16 protein-coding genes and 1 tRNA gene are annotated in these 18358 nt (G+C 74.3%); 9 read left to right on the forward strand and 8 right to left on the reverse strand.

The features are described from left to right. Positions 1–4: 4 nt before the first annotated feature. The 5 genes from AC07DW_RS18885 (at position 5) to AC07DW_RS18905 (ending at position 6855) form a co-directional block, all read left to right on the forward strand. Complete coding sequence (locus AC07DW_RS18885) at positions 5–1642, forward strand: beta-N-acetylhexosaminidase (protein ID WP_478858779.1); 1638 nt, start codon at positions 5–7, stop codon at positions 1640–1642. 295 nt (positions 1643–1937) lie between these two features. Next, the gene (locus tag AC07DW_RS18890; protein ID WP_478858780.1) at positions 1938–2813 is read left to right on the forward strand and encodes an FAD binding domain-containing protein; all 876 of its coding nucleotides are present in this window, start codon (positions 1938–1940) and stop codon (positions 2811–2813) included. Beyond that, entirely contained in the window at positions 2810–4012 is a 1203-nt protein-coding gene (locus tag AC07DW_RS18895; protein ID WP_478858781.1) for a (2Fe-2S)-binding protein, read from the forward strand. Before AC07DW_RS18890 ends, AC07DW_RS18895 begins: the two co-directional genes overlap by 4 nt. Continuing rightward, complete coding sequence (locus tag AC07DW_RS18900) at positions 4009–6321, forward strand: xanthine dehydrogenase family protein molybdopterin-binding subunit (RefSeq protein ID WP_478858782.1); 2313 nt, start codon at positions 4009–4011, stop codon at positions 6319–6321. Before AC07DW_RS18895 ends, AC07DW_RS18900 begins: the two co-directional genes overlap by 4 nt. A gap of 3 nt (positions 6322–6324) precedes the next feature. Further along, positions 6325–6855, forward strand: coding sequence for an AAA family ATPase (locus AC07DW_RS18905; RefSeq protein WP_478858783.1), 531 nt, complete (start codon positions 6325–6327; stop codon positions 6853–6855). Between the two features lie 101 nt (positions 6856–6956). Here the strand turns inward: AC07DW_RS18905 and AC07DW_RS18910 are convergent. Beyond that, positions 6957–7031, reverse strand: a tRNA-Cys gene (locus AC07DW_RS18910). Positions 7032–7195: 164 nt separating this feature from the next. Between AC07DW_RS18910 and AC07DW_RS18915 the strand changes: the two genes are divergently transcribed. The 4 genes from AC07DW_RS18915 to AC07DW_RS18930 all read left to right on the forward strand — a co-directional run bounded on the left by AC07DW_RS18915 (position 7196) and on the right by AC07DW_RS18930 (position 12529). Continuing rightward, positions 7196–8656 (forward strand): MFS transporter, encoded by a 1461-nt coding sequence (locus tag AC07DW_RS18915; RefSeq protein WP_478858784.1) that lies wholly within the window; start codon positions 7196–7198, stop codon positions 8654–8656. A 190-nt stretch (positions 8657–8846) separates the two neighbouring features. Next, a complete protein-coding gene (locus AC07DW_RS18920) occupies positions 8847–10631 on the forward strand; it encodes a DEAD/DEAH box helicase (RefSeq protein ID WP_478858785.1) in 1785 nt (594 codons plus the stop codon). Positions 10632–10907: 276 nt separating this feature from the next. Further along, on the forward strand, positions 10908–11549 hold the full coding sequence (locus AC07DW_RS18925) for an IclR family transcriptional regulator (protein WP_064072183.1): 642 nt from the start codon (positions 10908–10910) through the stop codon (positions 11547–11549). A 191-nt stretch (positions 11550–11740) separates the two neighbouring features. After that, positions 11741–12529 (forward strand): S16 family serine protease, encoded by a 789-nt coding sequence (locus AC07DW_RS18930; RefSeq protein ID WP_478858786.1) that lies wholly within the window; start codon positions 11741–11743, stop codon positions 12527–12529. On the opposite strand, the gene AC07DW_RS18935 is transcribed toward AC07DW_RS18930, so the two are convergent. The 7 genes from AC07DW_RS18935 to AC07DW_RS18965 all read right to left on the reverse strand — a co-directional run bounded on the left by AC07DW_RS18935 (position 12468) and on the right by AC07DW_RS18965 (position 18358). After that, on the reverse strand, positions 12468–13769 hold the full coding sequence (locus AC07DW_RS18935) for an MFS transporter (RefSeq protein WP_478858787.1): 1302 nt from the start codon (positions 13767–13769) through the stop codon (positions 12468–12470). The genes AC07DW_RS18930 and AC07DW_RS18935 overlap by 62 nt on opposite strands. Next, entirely contained in the window at positions 13766–13957 is a 192-nt protein-coding gene (locus tag AC07DW_RS18940; protein WP_478858788.1) for a hypothetical protein, read from the reverse strand. Before AC07DW_RS18940 ends, AC07DW_RS18935 begins: the two co-directional genes overlap by 4 nt. Before the next feature lie 5 nt (positions 13958–13962). Next, on the reverse strand, positions 13963–14565 hold the full coding sequence (locus AC07DW_RS18945) for a helix-turn-helix domain-containing protein (RefSeq protein ID WP_478858789.1): 603 nt from the start codon (positions 14563–14565) through the stop codon (positions 13963–13965). Between the two features lie 65 nt (positions 14566–14630). After that, complete coding sequence (locus tag AC07DW_RS18950) at positions 14631–15620, reverse strand: glycine betaine ABC transporter substrate-binding protein (protein ID WP_478858790.1); 990 nt, start codon at positions 15618–15620, stop codon at positions 14631–14633. Next, positions 15617–16516: an ABC transporter permease gene (locus tag AC07DW_RS18955; RefSeq protein WP_478858791.1), complete on the reverse strand. Its 900-nt coding sequence runs from the start codon at positions 16514–16516 to the stop codon at positions 15617–15619. The genes AC07DW_RS18950 and AC07DW_RS18955 overlap by 4 nt, the downstream gene beginning before the upstream one ends. After that, positions 16513–17718, reverse strand: coding sequence for a betaine/proline/choline family ABC transporter ATP-binding protein (locus tag AC07DW_RS18960; RefSeq protein ID WP_478858792.1), 1206 nt, complete (start codon positions 17716–17718; stop codon positions 16513–16515). Before AC07DW_RS18960 ends, AC07DW_RS18955 begins: the two co-directional genes overlap by 4 nt. Further along, positions 17702–18358, reverse strand: coding sequence for an ABC transporter permease (locus AC07DW_RS18965; RefSeq protein WP_478858793.1), 657 nt, complete (start codon positions 18356–18358; stop codon positions 17702–17704). Before AC07DW_RS18965 ends, AC07DW_RS18960 begins: the two co-directional genes overlap by 17 nt.

An 18358-nucleotide genomic window follows, 5' to 3' on the forward strand; every position in this document is an offset into this window, starting at 1 on the left:
CCGCATGGACCCCATGGACCTGATCCCCGCCCCGCACACCGTCCGACGGGCCCGGCCGGCCGGGCCCGACCGCCTCGACGCCGACACGCGACTGGAAGCGCGGCCGGGCACGGAGGGCGTCGCGAGATGGCTGCGCTCCACGCTCGGGGCCGCCACCGGCCTGTCGTTCCCGGACGGGAACGACGACGGCAACCGCGTCGTGCTGGGCATCGACCCGCGGCTGCCCGCCGAGGGCTACCGCGTCACGGTCGACGGCCACGCCCACCGCATCGAGGGCGGCACCGCGGCCGGCGTCTTCTGGGGCGCCCAGACGTTCCGTCAACTCCTGGGCCCGGAAGCCTTCCGGCGCGCACCCGTCGCCCCCGCGCGCGCGTGGGACGTCCCCCGGGTCGTCGTCGAGGACGCGCCCCGCTTCGGCTGGCGCGGCGTCATGCTCGACGTGGCGCGCCACTTCCTCCCCAAGGACGACGTCCTCCGCTACGTCGACCTCCTCGCCGCCCACAAGCTCAACGTCCTCCACCTCCACCTCACCGACGACCAGGGCTGGCGCGTCGAGATCGAGCGCTACCCCCGGCTCACCGAGGTCGGCGGCTGGCGGGCGCGCACCAAGCGGGGGCACCGGGCCTCGGACCTCTGGGACGACACCCCGCACGGCGGCCACTACACCCGCGACGACATCCGCGAGATCGTCGCGTACGCCGCCGAGCGGCACGTCCGCCTCGTCCCCGAGATCGACATCCCCGGCCACTCGCAGGCCGCCATCGCCGCGTACCCGGAACTCGGCAACACCGACGTGGTCGACACGGCCGCCCTCTCCGTCTGGGACACCTGGGGCGTCAACCCCAACGTGCTCGCGCCCACCGAAGGCACCCTGCGCTTCTACGAGGGCGTCCTGGAGGAGGTTCTCGACCTCTTCCCGGCGGAGACGTCGCCCTTCGTCCACCTCGGCGGCGACGAGTGCCCCAAGGACCAGTGGAGGGCCTCCCCGGCGGCCCAGGCCCGCATCGCGGAGCTCGGGCTCTCCGGCGAGGACGGCCTCCAGTCGTGGTTCATCCGCCACTTCGACCGCTGGCTCGCCGACCGGGGCCGCCGCCTGATCGGGTGGGACGAGATCCTGGAGGGCGGCCTCGCGCCCGGCGCCGCCGTCTCCTCCTGGCGCGGCTACGCCGGCGGGATCGCCGCCGCCGAGGCGGGCCACGACGTCGTCATGTGCCCCGAGCAGCACGTGTACCTGGACCACCGGCAGGACGGCGGCCCCGACGAGCCGGTGCCCATCGGGTACGTCCGCACCCTGGAGGACGTCTACCGCTTCGAGCCCGTACCGCCGGGGCTGTCACCGGGCGCCGCCGCGCACGTCCTGGGTACCCAGGCGAACGTCTGGACGGAGGTCATGGAGTCCCGGTCCCGGGTCGACTACCAGGTCTTCCCGCGCCTCGCCGCCTTCGCCGAGGTGGCCTGGTCCACCCGGCTGCCCGTCCCCGCCGAGCGGGACTTCGCCGGGTTCGAACGCCGGATGGCCGCCCACTACCGGCGCCTGGACGCGCTCGGCGTCCACTACCGCCCGCCCGGCGGCCCGTTGCCGTGGCAGAGGCGTCCGGGAGTGGTCGGACGCCCGATCGACGGGACGCCCCCGAACGTGTGAGCCGCGGGCAAGGCCCGCGTCCCCGCGCCCGGCACCTGCGACCGTGGGGGCCGCCGGAATAAGTCGTACAAGGTCGCCGAGAAGTGGCAATCCGCGCGTGCCGCCGATGGCATGGCAAACCGGTTCATCTCGCAGGTCACGGGATGTCCGGGGCGGATGCGTGCTTCGCGGACCCTCGCGCCGACCGGCCTGGAAGATGTGCCAGAGTTGCCACGTCGGGGCTGTGAGCACGTACGGTACGGCCACACAGGCGGGACAGCCGGGACAGCCGGGACACCGGGAAGGGGCAGCTGGGTTGACCACGCACGCACCGCAGGCGGCGCAGTCCGTGACGCTGCCGGCCACGCTCGGCGAGGCAGTGGCGGCGCTCAGCGCCATGCCCGCCGCCGTTCCCGTGGCGGGCGGTACGGATCTGATGGCCGCCGTCAACAAGGGCCAGTTGCGCCCCGCCGGTCTCGTCGGCCTCGGCCGCGTCAACGAGATCCGGGGCTGGCAGTACCAGGACGGCCACGCCCTGCTGGGTGCCGGCCTCACCCACGCGCGCATGGGCCGCCCGGACTTCGCGGCGCTCATCCCCGCCCTCGCCGCGGCCGCCCGCGCGGCCGGTCCGCCCCAGATCCGCAACGCGGGCACCCTGGGCGGCAACATCGTCACCGCCGCGCCCACCGGCGACGCCCTGCCCGTGCTGGCCGCCCTGGAGGCGGACCTGCTCGTGGCCGGACCGGGCGGGATGCGCGAGGTCCCGGTGACGCACCTGCTGGCGGGCCGGGAGCTGCTCGGCCCCGCCGAGCTGATCGGGCACGTCCGCGTCCCCCTGCTGCACGCCCCGCAGGTGTTCCTGAAGGCCACCGGCCGGACCGGCCCCGGACGGGCCACCGCGTCCGTCGCGGTCGTCCTGGACCCGGCGCGGCGCGGCGTGCGGTGCGCGGTCGGGGCGATCGCCCCGATGCCGCTGCGGCCGCTGGAGGCGGAGCGCTGGATCGCGTCGCTGATCGACTGGGACGGTGACCGCGGCCTGGCGGCCGAGGCGCTCACGGCGTTCGGCGAGTACGTGGCGGCCGCCTGCATCCCGGACCCGCCGGGCGAGGAGCAGTTGCCGCCCGCCGTACTGCACCTGCGGCGCACCGTCGCCGCGCTGGCCCGACGGGCACTGGGGAGGGCGCTGTCGTGACCACCGACGAGAACGACGACCGGCAGGGGCGGGGCGGCTGGCAGCCGACGCCCCAGGGCGAGTACGACGGCGACGCGACCGCCTTCGTGCAACTGCCGCCGGACATGGCGACGACCGGCGCCCCGCTGGAGGCCCCCGGTCACGGCTACGTGCCGCCGGGGGCGTGGGCCCCGCACGACCCGAACGCGACGGCGCAGTGGAACCACCAGGCGCCCGCGCCCGTCGCCACGGAGCCCACCGGCCAGTGGAGGATCCCGGTCGCCCAGGGGGATCTTCCGGACGAGTCGGGTGAGTTCACCACCTCGGCCCTCACCTCGCAGTGGACCGGCGGCAATCCGCCGGCCACCCTCCCGGGCGGCGCCGCCGCCCCGTGGGCGACGCCGGAGCCGCAGCCCGCGCCCGAGCCGCCCCCCGCGCCGGAGCACGCCGAGGCGGACGCCCCGGCCGCCGGGCCCGAGGCCCCTCACCCGGCGGGCCCGGACACAGACCCCGGCGCCGCCCCGGACCGGCACCCCGCCGAAGGGCCGGACGCGGGTACGGCGCATCCGGCACCCGGCGGGGTGGACCCGCGGGAGCCGGCCGCGCCCCCCAGCCACGTCACCGACAGCGACGAGCACCCGCACATCTCGTACGTGCTGCGCGTCAACGGCACCGACCGCCCCGTCACCGAGGCCTGGATCGGCGAGTCCCTGCTGTACGTGCTGCGCGAGCGGCTCGGCCTCGCCGGCGCCAAGGACGGTTGCTCACAGGGCGAGTGCGGCGCCTGCAACGTCCAGGTCGACGGCCGGCTCGTGGCCTCCTGCCTGGTGCCCGCCGCGACCGCCGCGGGCAGCGAGGTGCGCACGGTCGAGGGGCTGGCCGCCGACGGCGAGCCCTCCGACGTCCAGCGCGCCCTCGCCGCGTGCGGAGCCGTCCAGTGCGGGTTCTGCATCCCCGGCATGGCCATGACGGTCCACGACCTCCTCGAGGGCAATCACGCCCCGAGCGAGCTGGAGACCCGCCAGGCGCTCTGCGGCAACCTCTGCCGCTGCACCGGCTACCGGGGCGTCCTCGACGCCGTGCGCGAGGTCGTCGCCGAACGCGCCGCGAGCGCCGCCGCCGCGTCGGAGGCCGCGGAGGCCGCCGACGGCCGGGAGAGCGCCGCGCAGCCCCGCATCCCGCACCAGATCCCCCACCCGTACGACGGAGGCACGGCGTGAACAACGACGCGGCCACCGCCATCCCGGCGGTCGACGGCCCCCAGGGGCCCCAGCAGGAGCCGCCGTCCCACGGGCTCGGCGCGTCCCTTCCGTCCGCCGACGCCCGCGCGAAGACGGAGGGCACCTTCCCGTACGCCGCCGACCTGTGGGCCGAGGGCCTGCTGTGGGCGGCCGTGCTGCGCTCCCCGCACGCGCACGCGCGCGTGGTCTCCATCGACACCTCGGCCGCCGCCGAGATGCCCGGCGTACGGGTCGTGGTGACCCACGCCGACGTGCCCGGCGCGGCGACGTACGGCCGCACGGTCGCCGACCGCCCCGTCTTCGCCTCCGACCTGGTGCGGCACCACGGCGAGGCCATCGCGGCGGTGGCGGCCGACCACCCGGACACGGCCCGCCTGGCCGCCGCGGCCATCGCCGTCGAGTACGAGGTCCTCGACCCGGTCACCGACCCGGAGAAGGCCTTCGCCGCCCCGCCGCTCCACCCGGACGGCAACCTGATCCGCCACATCCCGCTGCGCTACGGCGACCCGGACGCCACCGGCGAGGTCGTCGTGGAGGGCCTGTACCGCATCGGCCGCCAGGACCCGGCGCCCATCGGGGCCGAGGCAGGGCTCGCCGTGCCGCGCCCGGACGGCGGCGTCGACATCTACACCGCATCCACCGACCCGCACACCGACCGCGACCTCGCCGCCGCCTGCTTCGGACTCGGCCCCGACCAGGTCAAGGTGGTCGTCACCGGCGTCCCCGGCGCCACCGGCGACCGCGAGGACCCCGGCTTCCAGATCCCGCTGGGCCTCCTCGCGCTCCGCACCGGCTGCCCCGTCAAGCTGGCCGCCACCCGCGAGGAGTCCTTCCTCGGCCACCCCCACCGCCACCCCACCCTGCTGCGCTACCGCCACCACGCGGACGCGGAGGGCCGCCTGGTCAAGGTCGAGGCGCAGATCCTCCTCGACGCCGGCGCGTACGCCGAGGCCTCCTCCGAGTCGCTCGCCGCCGCCGTCGCCTTCGCCTGCGGCCCCTACGTCGTCCCGCACGCGTTCGTCGAGGGATGGGCCGTACGCACCAACAACCCGCCCTCCGGCCATGTGCGCGGCGAGGGCGCGATGCAGGTCTGCGCCGCGTACGAGGCGCAGATGGACAAGCTCGCCGCGCGCCTCGGCCTCGATCCCGCCGAGCTGCGCCTGCGCAACGTCCTCGCCACCGGCGACATCCTCCCCACCGGCCAGACCGTCACCTGCCCCGCCCCGGTCGCCGAACTCCTCCAGGCCGTCCGCGACTTCCCGCTGCCCGCCCTCCCCAAGGACTCCCCGGAGGACGGCTGGCTCCTCCCCGGCGGCCCGGAGGGCGCGGGGGAGCCCGGCGCCGTACGCCGCGGCGTCGGCTACGCGCTCGGCATGGTCCACATGCTGGGGGCCGAGGGCACCGACGAGGTCTCCACCGCCACCGTCAAGGTCCACGACGGCATGGCGACCGTCATCTGCGCGGCCGTCGAGACCGGCCAGGGGTTCTCCACCCTCGCCCGCCAGATCGTCCAGGACACCCTGGGCATCGACGAGGTCCACGTCGCGCCCGTCGACACCGACCAGCCCCCCGCCGGCCCGGCGACCCACGGCCGCCACACCTGGGTCTCCGGAGGGGCCGTCGAACGGGCCGCCAAGATGGTCAGGACGCAGCTCCTCCAGCCCCTGGCCCACAACTTCGGCATGTCCACCGAGCTGCTCCAGATCACCGACGGGAAGATCACCTCCTACGACGGAGTCCTGTCCACCACCGTCATGGAGGCGCTGGAGGGCAAGGAGCTCTGGGCCACCGCCCAGTGCCGTCCGCACCCCACCGAACCCCTCGACGGCGCCGGCCAGGGCGACGCCTTCGTGGGCCTCGCCTTCTGCGCGATCCGCGCCGTCGTCGACGTCGACATCGAGCTGGGCTCGATCCGCGTCGTCGAGATGGCGGTCGCCCAGGACGTCGGCCGGGTCCTCAACCCCGCGCAGCTCGCCACCCGCATCGAGGCGGGCGTCACCCAGGGCGTCGGCGCCGCGCTGACCGAGAACCTCCGCACCGCCCGGGGCCTGGTCCGCCACCCCGACCTCACCGGCTACGCGCTCCCGACCGCCCTGGACGCCCCGGACATCCGGATCGTCAAGCTCGTCGAGGAACGGGACGTGGTGGCCCCGTTCGGCGCCAAGGCAGCCAGCGCGGTCCCGGTCGTCACCTCCCCGGCGGCCGTGGCCGCCGCGGTGCGCTCCGCCACCGGCCGCCCCGTCAACCGCCTGCCGATCCGCCCCCAGGCGGCGGTCGCGGCGCCCTGAGCCGTGTCCGCCGTCGTCCTCGTCACCGGCGTCATGGCCGCCGGGAAGTCGACCGTCGCCCAGGCGCTCGCCGAGCGGCTGCCGAGGGCCGCGCACGTACGGGGTGACGTCTTCCGCCGCATGATCGTGTCCGGGCGCGCCGACATGGTGCCCGAGGCGGGCGACGAGGCCCTGGCGCAATTGCGCCTGCGCTACCGGCTGTCCGCCGCCACCGCCGACGCGTACGCGGACGAGGGCTTCACCGCCGTCGTCCAGGACGTGGTGCTGGGGCCCGAACTGGCCGCCTACACCCGTCTCGTGAGGACCCGCCCGCTGCACGTCGTGGTGCTGGCGCCGCGGCCGGACGTGGTCGCCGCGCGCGAGGCCGGGCGGGACAAGACCGGGTACGGCGGCGGCTGGACGCCCGAGCGGCTGGACCGGGGCCTGCGCGAGGAGACCGCGCGGATCGGGCTGTGGCTCGACACGTCCGAACTGACGGTGCAGGCCACGGTGGACGCGATCCTGGCGGACATGGACCGCGCCCTCGTCCCGTAGGTCGTGTCCGCGAAGTCTCGCCCGGCCCGCCCTCCGGGCGGACGCCGATCCTTTGCGGACACTCCCCGGGGCGCCGGGGCGCCGGGGCGCCGGGGGCGCCATGGAGACCGTGGCGGGATTCGAACCCGCGTCACCGGAGTTGCAGTCCGGCCCCTGAGCCTCTCGGGCACACGGTCGTGGGTGGTGCTCGCGGTACGACCGTAGGGTGCGCGCCGCCGCGGGGCCGGAAGGGATGCAATCCGACTGCCACACGCTGTTCACGGACGTACGACCAAGGGCGGAGGCACGTCCGCCCCCCGGACAGGGGCCATATCCCCTGTAGCCCCTTACGGTTGGGGCCATGACCTTGGACGACCCCAGCCGTACCGGGAATCCCACCGCCGGGCCGCAGGAGCCCGGCGGTGTCCTCGACCGCGACCACCGCGCGCTCAGCGTCGGCATCGTCTCCGTCGTGATGCTGATCGCCTTCGAGGCGACGGCCGTCGGCACGGCGATGCCGGTCGCCGCGCGGGAGTTGCACGGCGTCCCGCTGTACGCGTTCGGCTTCTCCGCGTACTTCACCACCAGCCTGTTCGCCATGGTGCTGTCCGGTCAGTGGTCCGACCGCGCGGGGCCCCTGGCGCCGGTCACCGCCGGGATCGCCACCTTCGGGGCGGGGCTGCTGCTGTCGGGGACGGCGGGGGCCATGTGGTTGTTCGTCCTCGGGCGGGCCGTCCAGGGGCTCGGCGGCGGGCTGGTGATCGTGGGCCTGTACGTGGTCGTCAGCCGGGCGTACGCGGAACGGCTGCGGCCCGCGATCATGGCGGCGTTCGCCGCCGGCTGGGTCGTCCCCTCGATCGTCGGCCCCCTCGCCGCCGGGACGGTGACCGAACGGCTGGGGTGGCGGTGGGTGTTCGTCGGCATCCCCGTCCTGATCGTCCTGCCGCTGGCCCTCGCGCTGCCCGCGATACGGCGGACGGCGTCCGGGCCGGCCGACCCGGGGGCGCCGAGGCCGCCGTTCGACGGACGGCGCATCCGGCTGGCGCTCGGCATCTCACTGGGCGCGGGCCTGCTCCAGTACGCCGGCCAGGACCTCCGGTGGGCGTCGCTGGTCCCGGCCGTGGCCGGCGCGGCGCTGCTCGTGCCCGCCGCGCTGGGGCTGCTGCCGCGCGGCACCTACCGGGCGACGCGGGGACTGCCGTCGGTGGTGCTGCTGCGGGGGCTCGCGGCGGGGGCGTTCATCTCCGCCGAGTCCTTCGTACCGCTGATGCTGGTCACCGAGCGGGGACTGAGCCCGACCCTGGCCGGGCTGTCGCTGGCGGTGGGCGGCGCGACGTGGGCGCTGGGCTCGTACCTCCAGTCGCGGCCGCGCGTCGAGCCGTACCGGGAGCGGCTGATGGTGCTGGGGATGCTGCTGGTGACCGCCGCCATCGCGACCGCCCCGGCCGTCCTGCTGCCCGCCGTGCCGGTGTGGACCGTGGGCGTGGCGTGGGGCGTGGGTTGCCTCGGCATGGGCATGGTGATCGCCTCGACGAGCGTCCTGCTGCTCCAGCTGTCGGCGCCGGGGGAGGCGGGGACGAACTCGGCGGCCCTCCAGATCTCGGACGGGCTCTCCAACGCGGTGCTCCTCACGCTGGGCGGTGCCGCCTTCGCCGCGCTGGGCGGCGGGTCGGCGGCCGGCCACGCCGCGGCCGGACCGGCCGCCGCGGGCGGCTCGCACCCGGCGGCCTTCGCCGCGGTGTTCCTGCCGATGGCGGCGGTGGCGCTGGTGGGGGCGTGGGTGGCGACGCGGCTGGGCAAGCCTGCCGCCGACCGGGAGTAGTACCAGAGTGACCGTTGCCGCGGGCGAGGCGGACGAAGTGAAGGTCATCGCCCAGGGCCTGCGCGGTCTGGCCGTGTGACGCCGGTCTCAACCGCGGCCGGTCCCGCCCGGTGCGGACCGGGCGCGGCCGGCGGCACCGGTAGGGTGGCCCGGTTGTCGTACGTACCGCCGAGAGACCGAGTCGGAGACCGTGACCACTACCGCCTCCCATCACCTCTCGCCCGCCTTCCCCGGCCGCGCTCCCTGGGGCACCGCGAACAAGCTGCGCGCCTGGCAGCAGGCAGCGATGGAGAAGTACATCCAGGAGCAGCCGCGGGACTTCCTCGCGGTCGCGACCCCGGGCGCCGGCAAGACCACCTTCGCGCTCACGCTCGCGTCCTGGCTGCTGCACCACCACGTCGTGCAGCAGGTCACCGTCGTCGCGCCGACCGAGCACCTGAAGAAGCAGTGGGCGGCCGCCGCCGCGCGGATAGGCATCAAGCTCGACCCGGACTACAGCGCCGGGCCGCTGAGCAAGGAGTACCACGGGGTCGCGGTCACCTACGCCGGCGTCGGCGTACGCCCGATGCTGCACCGCAACCGCAGCGAGCACCGCAAGACGCTCGTCATCCTCGACGAGATCCACCACGCCGGTGACTCCAAGTCCTGGGGCGAGGCGTGCCTGGAGGCGTTCGAGCCCGCCACGCGGCGCCTCGCGCTCACCGGTACGCCGTTCCGGTCGGACACCAACCCGATCCCCTTCGTCACGTACGAGGAGGGCAACGACGGCATCCGGCGGTCGTCCGCCGACTACACGTACGGATACGGCAACGCGCTCGGCGACGGCGTGGTCCGCCCGGTGATCTTCCTCAGCTACAGCGGCAACATGCGCTGGCGCACCAAGGCCGGCGACGAGGTCGCGGCCAAGCTGGGCGAGCCGATGACCAAGGACGCCGTGTCCCAGGCCTGGCGCACCGCCCTCGACCCGCGCGGCGACTGGATGCCCAACGTGCTGCGCGCCGCCGACAAGCGACTCACCGAGGTCCGGAAGGGCATCCCGGACGCGGGCGGCCTGGTCATCGCGTCCGACCAGGACTCGGCACGCGCCTACGCCAAGCTGATCCGCGAGATCACCGGGACGAAGGCGACCGTCGTCCTCTCCGACGACGCGGGCGCGTCCAAGCGGATCGACGAGTTCAGCGAGGGCGACGACCGCTGGATGGTCGCCGTCCGCATGGTGTCCGAGGGCGTCGACGTACCGCGCCTCGCGGTCGGCGTCTACGCGACGACGATCTCCACGCCGCTGTTCTTCGCGCAGGCCGTCGGCCGGTTCGTGCGATCCCGCAGGCGCGGCGAGACCGCGTCCGTGTTCCTTCCCACCATCCCCACCCTGCTGACCTTCGCCAACGAGATGGAGGTCGAGCGCGACCACGCACTCGACAAGCCCAAGAAGGAGGGCGAGGAGGACCCGTACGCCGAGTCCGAGAAGGAGATGGACGAGGCGAACAAGGAGCAGGACGAGGACACCGGCGAGCAGGACGCGCTGCCCTTCGAGGCGCTGGAGTCCGACGCGGTCTTCGACCGGGTCCTGTACGACGGCGCCGAGTTCGGCATGCAGGCCCACCCCGGCAGCGAGGAGGAGCAGGACTACCTCGGCATCCCCGGGCTGCTCGAACCGGACCAGGTGCAGCTGCTGCTGCGCAAGCGGCAGGCACGGCAGATCGCGCACAGCAGGCAGAAGCCGGCCGATGAGGCCGACCTGCTGGAACTGCCGGCCGAGCGACGGCCCGTCGTTTCGCACAAGGAGCTGCTGGAACTGCGCAAGCAGCTCAACACCATGGTCGGCGCGTACGTCCACCAGAGCGGCAAGCCGCACGGCGTCATCCACACCGAGCTGCGCCGGGTGTGCGGCGGCCCGCCGAGCGCGGAGGCGACCGCCGGGCAGATCAGGGAGCGGATCAAAAAGGTCCAGGAGTGGGCCACGCGGATGCGCTGAGCGGACGGCCGGGCGTCGCCGCGGTGCCCCCGAAACGGGACGAAACCTCCGTACGGCAATCGCTTGCGCCCGGATTCTGGACGAGGGCTTCCGCTGAGCGGAGTGGCTCGCTACTGTCCCGGCAATCGCAATGCAACGCCCCGTGGCAGCGCCGCCGCGGAGCGCAGCCGGTGTGCCATGGCCTGCCGGCGGCCTCTCCGTGCGTCGCCGATGGGACCGGTGGCGCGTCCGCCGTTGAGAGTGTCCGCCGTCACTCACTCCGAAGGAGAGGGCGTCGTGACCGCGGAGACATCCCAGACGCTCGACCGAGGACTGCGCGTCCTCAAGCTGCTCGCCGACACCGACCACGGGCTGACCGTCACCGAGTTGTCCAACAAACTCGGGGTCAACCGGACCGTCGTCTACCGTCTGCTCGCCACGCTCGAACAGCACGCCCTGGTACGCCGCGATCTCGGCGGCCGCGCCCGTGTCGGCCTCGGGGTACTGCGCCTGGGCCGCCAGGTGCACCCGCTGGTGCGCGAGGCCGCGCTGCCCGCCCTGCGGTCGCTGGCCGAGGACATCGGGGCCACGGCCCACCTGACCCTGGTCGACGGGGCGGAGGCGCTCGCCGTCGCGGTCGTCGAACCGACCTGGACGGACTACCACGTGGCCTACCGGGCCGGCTTCCGCCACCCGCTGGACCGGGGCGCGGCCGGCCGGGCGATACTCGCCGCCCGGCAGGGCGCGCTGAGCGAGCCGGGCTACACGCTGACGCACGGCGAGCTGGAGGCCGGCGCGAGCGGCGCGGCGGCCCCGCTGCTCGGGGTGACCGGCGTGGAGGGCAGCGTCGGCGTGGTCATGCTGGCGGACGCCGTACCGGAACGGGTCGGCCCCCGCGTGGTGGACGCCGCCCGCGAGGTCGCCGACGCCCTGCGCTGACGTCCGCCGCCTCCCGGGCCGGGACGCCCCCGATTCGGACACCCCCGCCGGGGCGCCCCCGATTCGGACGGCCCCGCTCCGGGGCGCCCCCGCTCCAGGACGGCGCCGCTCCGGGGCGCGCACCGGCCCCGAGGCCCCCGGCGCGGCGGGTGGGCGCCGGGGGCCCGGTGGGCGGCCGATAGATTGGCACCGTGCTCTCCCGTCTCACGCGCCCCCGCGCCCTCGCCCTGTGCGCCCTCCCCGTCGTCGCCCTGCTCGTGGTCGCCGGGGTCGCGCCGCTGCCGTTCACCCTGGCGCAGCCGGGGTCGACCAGCGACGTCCTGGGGAAGCACAGGGGCCGGCAGGTTATCACCGTCTCCGGCACGCCCGTCCGGGCGACGGAGGGCAAGCTGCTGATGACCACCATCGTGGCCACCGGCCCCCGCACCGGCGTCGACCTCGGCGACGTCGTCGACAGCTGGTTCCGCGGTGACCGTGCCGTACTGCCGCACGACTCGGTCTACCCGCCCGGCAAGTCCGACGCCGAGATCGAGAAGCGCAACCTCGGGCAGATGCGGGAGTCGCAGAACAGCGCCGTCCAGGCCGCCCTCGGCCACCTCGGCAAGAGCCCCGAACAGGTGAAGGTCGACCTGGAGCTGGCCGACATCGGCGGCCCCAGCGCCGGCCTGTTCTTCGCGCTCGGGATCGTCGACAAGATCGACGGCGACGGCGCGGGCGGCGACCTCACCGGCGGCCGCACCATCGCCGGCACGGGCACCGTCGAGGCCGACGGCACGGTCGGAGCCGTCGGCGGGGTGTCCCTCAAGACGCAGGCCGCCCACCGCGACGGCGCGTCGGTCTTCCTCGTACCGAAGGACGAGTGCGCGGACGCCCTGGCCGAGAAGCCCGAGGGGCTGCGGCTCGTCCCCGTCACCACGCTCAAGGACGCGGTGTCGTCACTGCGCGCCCTGGAGCGGGGGAAGAAGGTCCCGAGCTGCTGAGCGCGGTCGCCGGACCGTCCATCTCGCGCCAGCAGGGGAAGACCGCGGGCGTCAGGGTCGCCACGAAGTACAGCCCGCCGACCGTCAGCAGCGTCGTCACCAGCCCGGCCCGCTCCACCAGCAGGCCCGCGCCGACCCCGCCCAGCGGCGTGGCCATGAGCACCCCGGCCGTCGTCACCCCCGCCACCCGGCTGCGCAGGGCGCCGGGCACCCGCTCGTACATCACCGTCGTCAGGATCGGGTTGAGCATCCCGACGCCCAGCCCGCCGACCGCCGCCGTCGCCGCCAGTGGCAGCACGCCGTCCGTGAGCGCCGCGACGAGGTACAGGGGTGCCCCGCCGAGCAGGAACGCGACGGTGAACACCGCACGCCGCGGCCACCGGTGCCCCACCGTCGCGTACCCCAGCGCCCCCAGCAGCGCGCACCCGCCGAACACCGCCGTGATCAGGCCGATCGCCGCCGCGCCGCCCAGGTTCCGCTGCGCGTGCACCGGCAGGAGCACCGAACTCCAGCTCAGATTGAGCCCGTTGGTGAACATCACCATCAGCGTGATCCCCAGCAGCAGCCGGGAGCGGAGCACGAAGGCGTACCCCTCGCGCAGCTCCGCCCGGTAGCGCGCCATCGACACGGGCGCGGCGGCCCGCCGCGGCTCGGCGGCCGCCACGCCGCGTACACCGGCGAAGACCAGCAGCGCGGAGAGCCCGAACGTCGCGGCGTCCAGCAGCAGGACGGTCTGCGCGCCGGTCAGCGCGATCAGGAGGCCCGCGAGGGCGGCGCCCGTCATCCGCGCCCCCCGCGACACCGCGTCGAACAAACTCGCCGCCCGCGCGAGTGTGGTCCCGGCCCGCTCGGCGAGGTCCGGTACGAGGACGTGCCGGGCCGTCTCGCCGGGGGCGTGGAACAGCCCGGTGAGGCCCATCAGCGCGCACAGCACCCAGAAGTCGAGCCGTCCCGCGTGGTGCAGGAGCGGGATCGCGGCGAGGGCCAGGGCGCAGACCAGGTCCGAGGCGATGCTGACGCGCCGGCGGCCGATCCGGTCGATGACCGGCCCGCCGGCCAGCGCCGAGACGACGACGGGCAGGGTGGCGCAGAAGGCGACGAGCCCCGCCTTGCCGGGGCTGCCGGTGGTCTGGAGCGCGAACCACGGGACGCCGATGAGGGTCAGGGCGTTGCCGCTGATGGATATCGCGTTGGCGGCCAGCACGGTGGCCAGTGGACGGCGCCCCCCGGCCCCGCTCATACGACCGGGGCGGTACGGGGCGGGGGAGCGGCGACCAGGCGCAGGCCCAGTTCGACGAGGGTCCAGCCGAGCCGGGCGCGGACGGGCCGGCGGGCGGCGGGGCGGCGGGTGGCGGACCGGTGGGGTGCCCGGTCCCTCAGTTCGGTGCCGCGCAGGGCGTGCAGGCGCAGGTGGATGTCGGGGTGCATGGCGGTCAGCCGTCCCTCCGGTCGTCGGCTTGCGGGAACGCGTGCAGGTGGAGGCGTACCTTGGCGGCGTCCTCGTCGGGCTCGGCGTCGCGGTAGCCGTTGATCAGCGCGTGGAGCTTCTCGCCGAGTTCGCGCACCTGGCGCGGGCCGAGCCGCAGGGTGAAGTCGCTGAGGTCGGCGTTCCTGACCCACTCGGCGGGCCAGTCGCGCATCGTGCCGATCCAGGTGGACAGTTCCTGGCCGTGGATGGTCGCGATCTCGTGCAGGAAGACGTTGACCGCGCCGCGCGTCTCGGCGTCCTCCTCCTCGAAGAGCGAGGGGTCCCAGGAGGTGCCCTGGTGCACGGCCTGCCACCAGCGCTCGCGCCCCTTGCCCCGCTCCGGGGCGTCCTCCACGAAGCCGTACGAGGCGAGCTGCCGCAGGTGGTAGCTGGTGGCCCCGCTGGACTCGCCCAGCCGTCCGGCCAGTTGGGAGGCGGTGGCGGGGCCGTGGTGGCGCAGGGCGCCGAGGAGGCGGATCCGCAGCGGATGGGCGAGGCCGCGCAGGGAGCGCGGGTCGAGCTGCCGGACGAGGGGCGCGCCGGTGTCGTTCTTCTCGGGCTCGGGCATGCCCTCAGCGTAGAGTTGCAAAGGACTGCTTGCAAGCCTTTCTTTGCAACCATTGCTTCGTACCGTCATCCCTCCCTGATGAAGCCCTCCTCGACCAGCCACTCCTTCGCCACCTCGTGCGGGTCCTCCCCGCCCACGTCCACCCGCGCGTTCAGCTCCCGAGCCACCGCCGTGTCCAGCCGCGCGCTCAGCGGGTCGAGCAGCTCCGCGATCACGGGGTACTTGTCGAAGGTCGCCGAGTGGAGGGCCGGCGCCGCGTTGTAGTGGGGGAAGAAGCGCTTGTCGTCCTCCATGGTGTCGAGGTCCATCGCCTCGATCCGGCCGTCCGTCGTGTAGACCTCGCCCAGCAGGCACGAGCCCGACTTCGCCACCTGGGTGTAGATGATCCCGGCGTCCATCTTGCGGATGTTGGCGGCCGGCACGTCCATCCCGTACGCCCGCTGCATGCCCGGCAGCCCGTCCTCCCGGGACGTGAACTCGTTCTCCACGCACAGCGTCACCGCCGACGGGTCGCGGCGGGACAGCTCCGCCACGTCCGAGAGCGTCCGCAGCCGGTACCTGGCGTTGTTCCTCTTGTTGATCGCGAGTGTGTACGTGTTGTCGAGCGTCGACGGCGGCAGCCAGGTGACGCCGTTGCGCACGTCCGCGTCACGCACCGCCTCCCACTGCTCCCGGGGGTCGGCGATCGGCTTCTGCTTCCCCTGGTACGTGATCCACGCCGTGCCCGTGTACTCGTAGATCGCGTCGGCGTCCCCCTTGATGATCGCCTCGCGGCCGCTGAGGGACCCCGGCAGGTTCGTCCGGTCCAGCACCTCGGCGCCCGCCGCCTTGAAGATCAGGCCGATCATGTGGCCGAGGACGAGGTTCTCGCTGAAGTTCTTCGACGTGACCGTCAGCGACGCGCCCCTGAGCGGCTGCCCGCGCCCCACCGAACCGGGCAGCACGTCGTCCGCCATCGGCGAGCCGCTCTTCAGCCCGCACCCGGACAGCCCGGCCGCCACCACCAGCGCCAGCGCCGCCGCCCCCCTCCCGTACCGCGTCACCGTCGCCCTCATCCGGCCCCCAGCCCGCGCGGCGTCAGCGCCAGCTCCGCGAGCGACGCCAGCCAGTCGACCAGCAGCGCCAGCGCGACGGTGAGGACCGACCCCAGCACCAGCACCGCCATCCGCTGCGTCTGGATGCCCGTCGTGATCAGGTCGCCGAGCCCGCCGCCGCCCACGAACGTCGCCAGCGTCGCCGTACCCACGTTGAGCACCAGCGCCGTGCGCACACCCGCCAGGATCAGCGGCACCGCCAGCGGCAACTCCACCCGCAGCAGCCGGCCCGCCGCCGACATGCCGATGCCCCGCGCGGCCTCCACCAACAGCGGGTCGATGGCCCGCAGGCCGGCCATGGTGTTGGACAGCACCGGCAGCACCGCGTAGACGACCATGCCGGTGATCGCGGTCGACGGCCCGATGCCCAGCCAGATCACCAGCAGCGCCAGCAGACCGATCGCCGGTGTCGCCTGGCCCACGTTCGCCAGCGCCGTCGCGACCGGGGCCACGCGCCTCGGACCGCGCCGGGTCAGGGCGATGCCCAGCGGGACGGCGATGAGCAGCACCCAGAAGGTGGAGACGGCCGTGAGCCTGACGTGCTGCCACAGCCGCAACGGCGCGTTCCCGCCCGCCAGCGCGTTGCGGGCGATCGCGTCCAGGTGGACCTGGGAGATCCACAGGTACGTCGCCAGCAGCAGCACCGCCAGCACCGCCGGCACGACCGCCAGCCTCCTCGCCGGGACGCGCCGCCCCGCCGCCGCACCCCGCCCCGGGAAGCCCCGCTCGCCGGGCCGGACCGTGCGGACGTCCGCCGCCTCCCGGGCCTCCGCGGCCTCCCCGGCCCCTGCGGCCTCCGCGGCCTCCCCGGCCCCTGCGGCCTCCGCCGCCTCCCCGGCCTCCGTCCCGCGGGTCACGTGCCGCCCTCCAGTTCCACCTCGGTGCGGTGGTGGCGCGCCTCCTCCAGGTCGTGCTGGTGCTCGATCGCGGCCAGCCGGTCCGCCTCCAGCATCTCGTGCACCGAGTTCATCAGCGTCTCCATGTCGACGACCCCGATGTACTCCCCGCGCCGCCCCGTCACCGCCACCCGGCCCGCCGAGTCGATGAGCACCGCCTCCAGCGCGTCGTGCAGCGTCGCGTCCCGCGTCACCGTGTCGTGCACCAACTGCCCCGCCCGCGCGAGCGAACCCCTCGCCCGCATCAGGTCGCCGCGCCGCAGCCACTTGTACGGGCGCCCGCGCCGGTCCAGCATCAGCAGCTCGTTGTGCGGCCCGCCGCGCAGCCGGTTGAAGATCGTCTGGAGCGGGTCGTCGACCGACACCGTCGGGAAGTCGGCGATCCCCACGTCCCGTACGCGCGTGAGGTTGAGCCGCTTCAACGCGGCCCCCGCCCCCACGAACCCGGACACGAAGTCGTCCGCCGGGTTCGTCAGGATCGCCTCCGGCGTGTCGAACTGGGCGATGTGGGACCGCTCGCGCAGCACCGCGATCCGGTCGCCGAGCTTGATCGCCTCGTCGAAGTCGTGCGTCACGAAGACGATGGTCTTGTGCAACTCGTGCTGCAACCGGATGAGTTCGTCCTGGAGGTGGTCGCGCGTGATGGGGTCCACCGCCCCGAACGGCTCGTCCATCAGCAGCACCGGGGGGTCCGCCGCCAGAGCCCGCGCCACCCCGACCCGCTGCTGCTGGCCGCCCGACAACTGGCGCGGATAGCGCCCGTGGAACTCCCCGGGGTCGAGCCCCACCAGGTCCAGCATCTCCTCGACCCGGTCGCGCACCCGCGCCTTGGACCAGCCCACCATCTTCGGTACGAGGGCGATGTTCTCGGCGACCGTCATGTGCGGGAACAGCCCGGAGGACTGGATCGCGTACCCCACCTTCCGGCGCAGCTTCACCGGATCGATACGGGTGACGTCCTCGTCGTCGATCCTGATCCGCCCCGAGGACGGCTCGATCAGCCGGTTGATCATCTTCAGCGTGGTCGACTTCCCGCACCCCGAAGGCCCCACGAAGATCACCGTCTCGCCCGGTTCGATCCGCATCGAGACGTCGTCCACGGCCGGCGACGGACTGCCCGGGTACCTCTTCGACAGGTTCTCCAGCTCAATGCCCGCGCCCACGGATCCCCCTCGGAATGGTCAGCCGTCCGAGCAGTACATAGGCGGCGTCGAAGAGGAGAGCGAGGACGACGATCCCCAGCGTCCCCGCGAGCACCTGGTTCAGCGCGTTGGCGCTGCCCAGCGAGGCGATCCCGCGGAAGATCTCGTTGCCCAGTCCCGGGCCCGAGGCATAGGCGGCGATCGCGGCGATCCCCATGAGCATCTGCGTCGACACCCGGATGCCCGTCAGGATCGGCGGCCACGCCAGCGGCAGCTCCACCCGCGCCAGCCGGGCGGCCGGCGACATCCCGATGCCCTTGGCGGCGTCCACCAGGGCCGGGTCGACGCCCCGCAGACCCACGACCGCGTTGCGCACCACCGGCAGCAGCCCGTACAGCACCAGCGCGATCACCGTCGGCGGCACACCGAGCCCCACCACCGGGATCAGCAGGCCGATCAGCGCCAGCGAGGGAATGGTGAGCACCGTCGCCGTGGACATGATGGCGAGGTTCCCCGCCCAGCCGGTGCGGTACGTGGCCAGAGCGATCGCCACGCCCATCGCGGTGGCGATCACCATGCACTGGAACACCGCGCTGACGTGCTGCAACGCGTCCGTCAAGAGTTGCGGGTGCCTGGCGACCAGGTACTCCCAGAAGCCCAC

Source organism: Streptomyces sp. NPDC045701 (assembly GCF_056432045.1).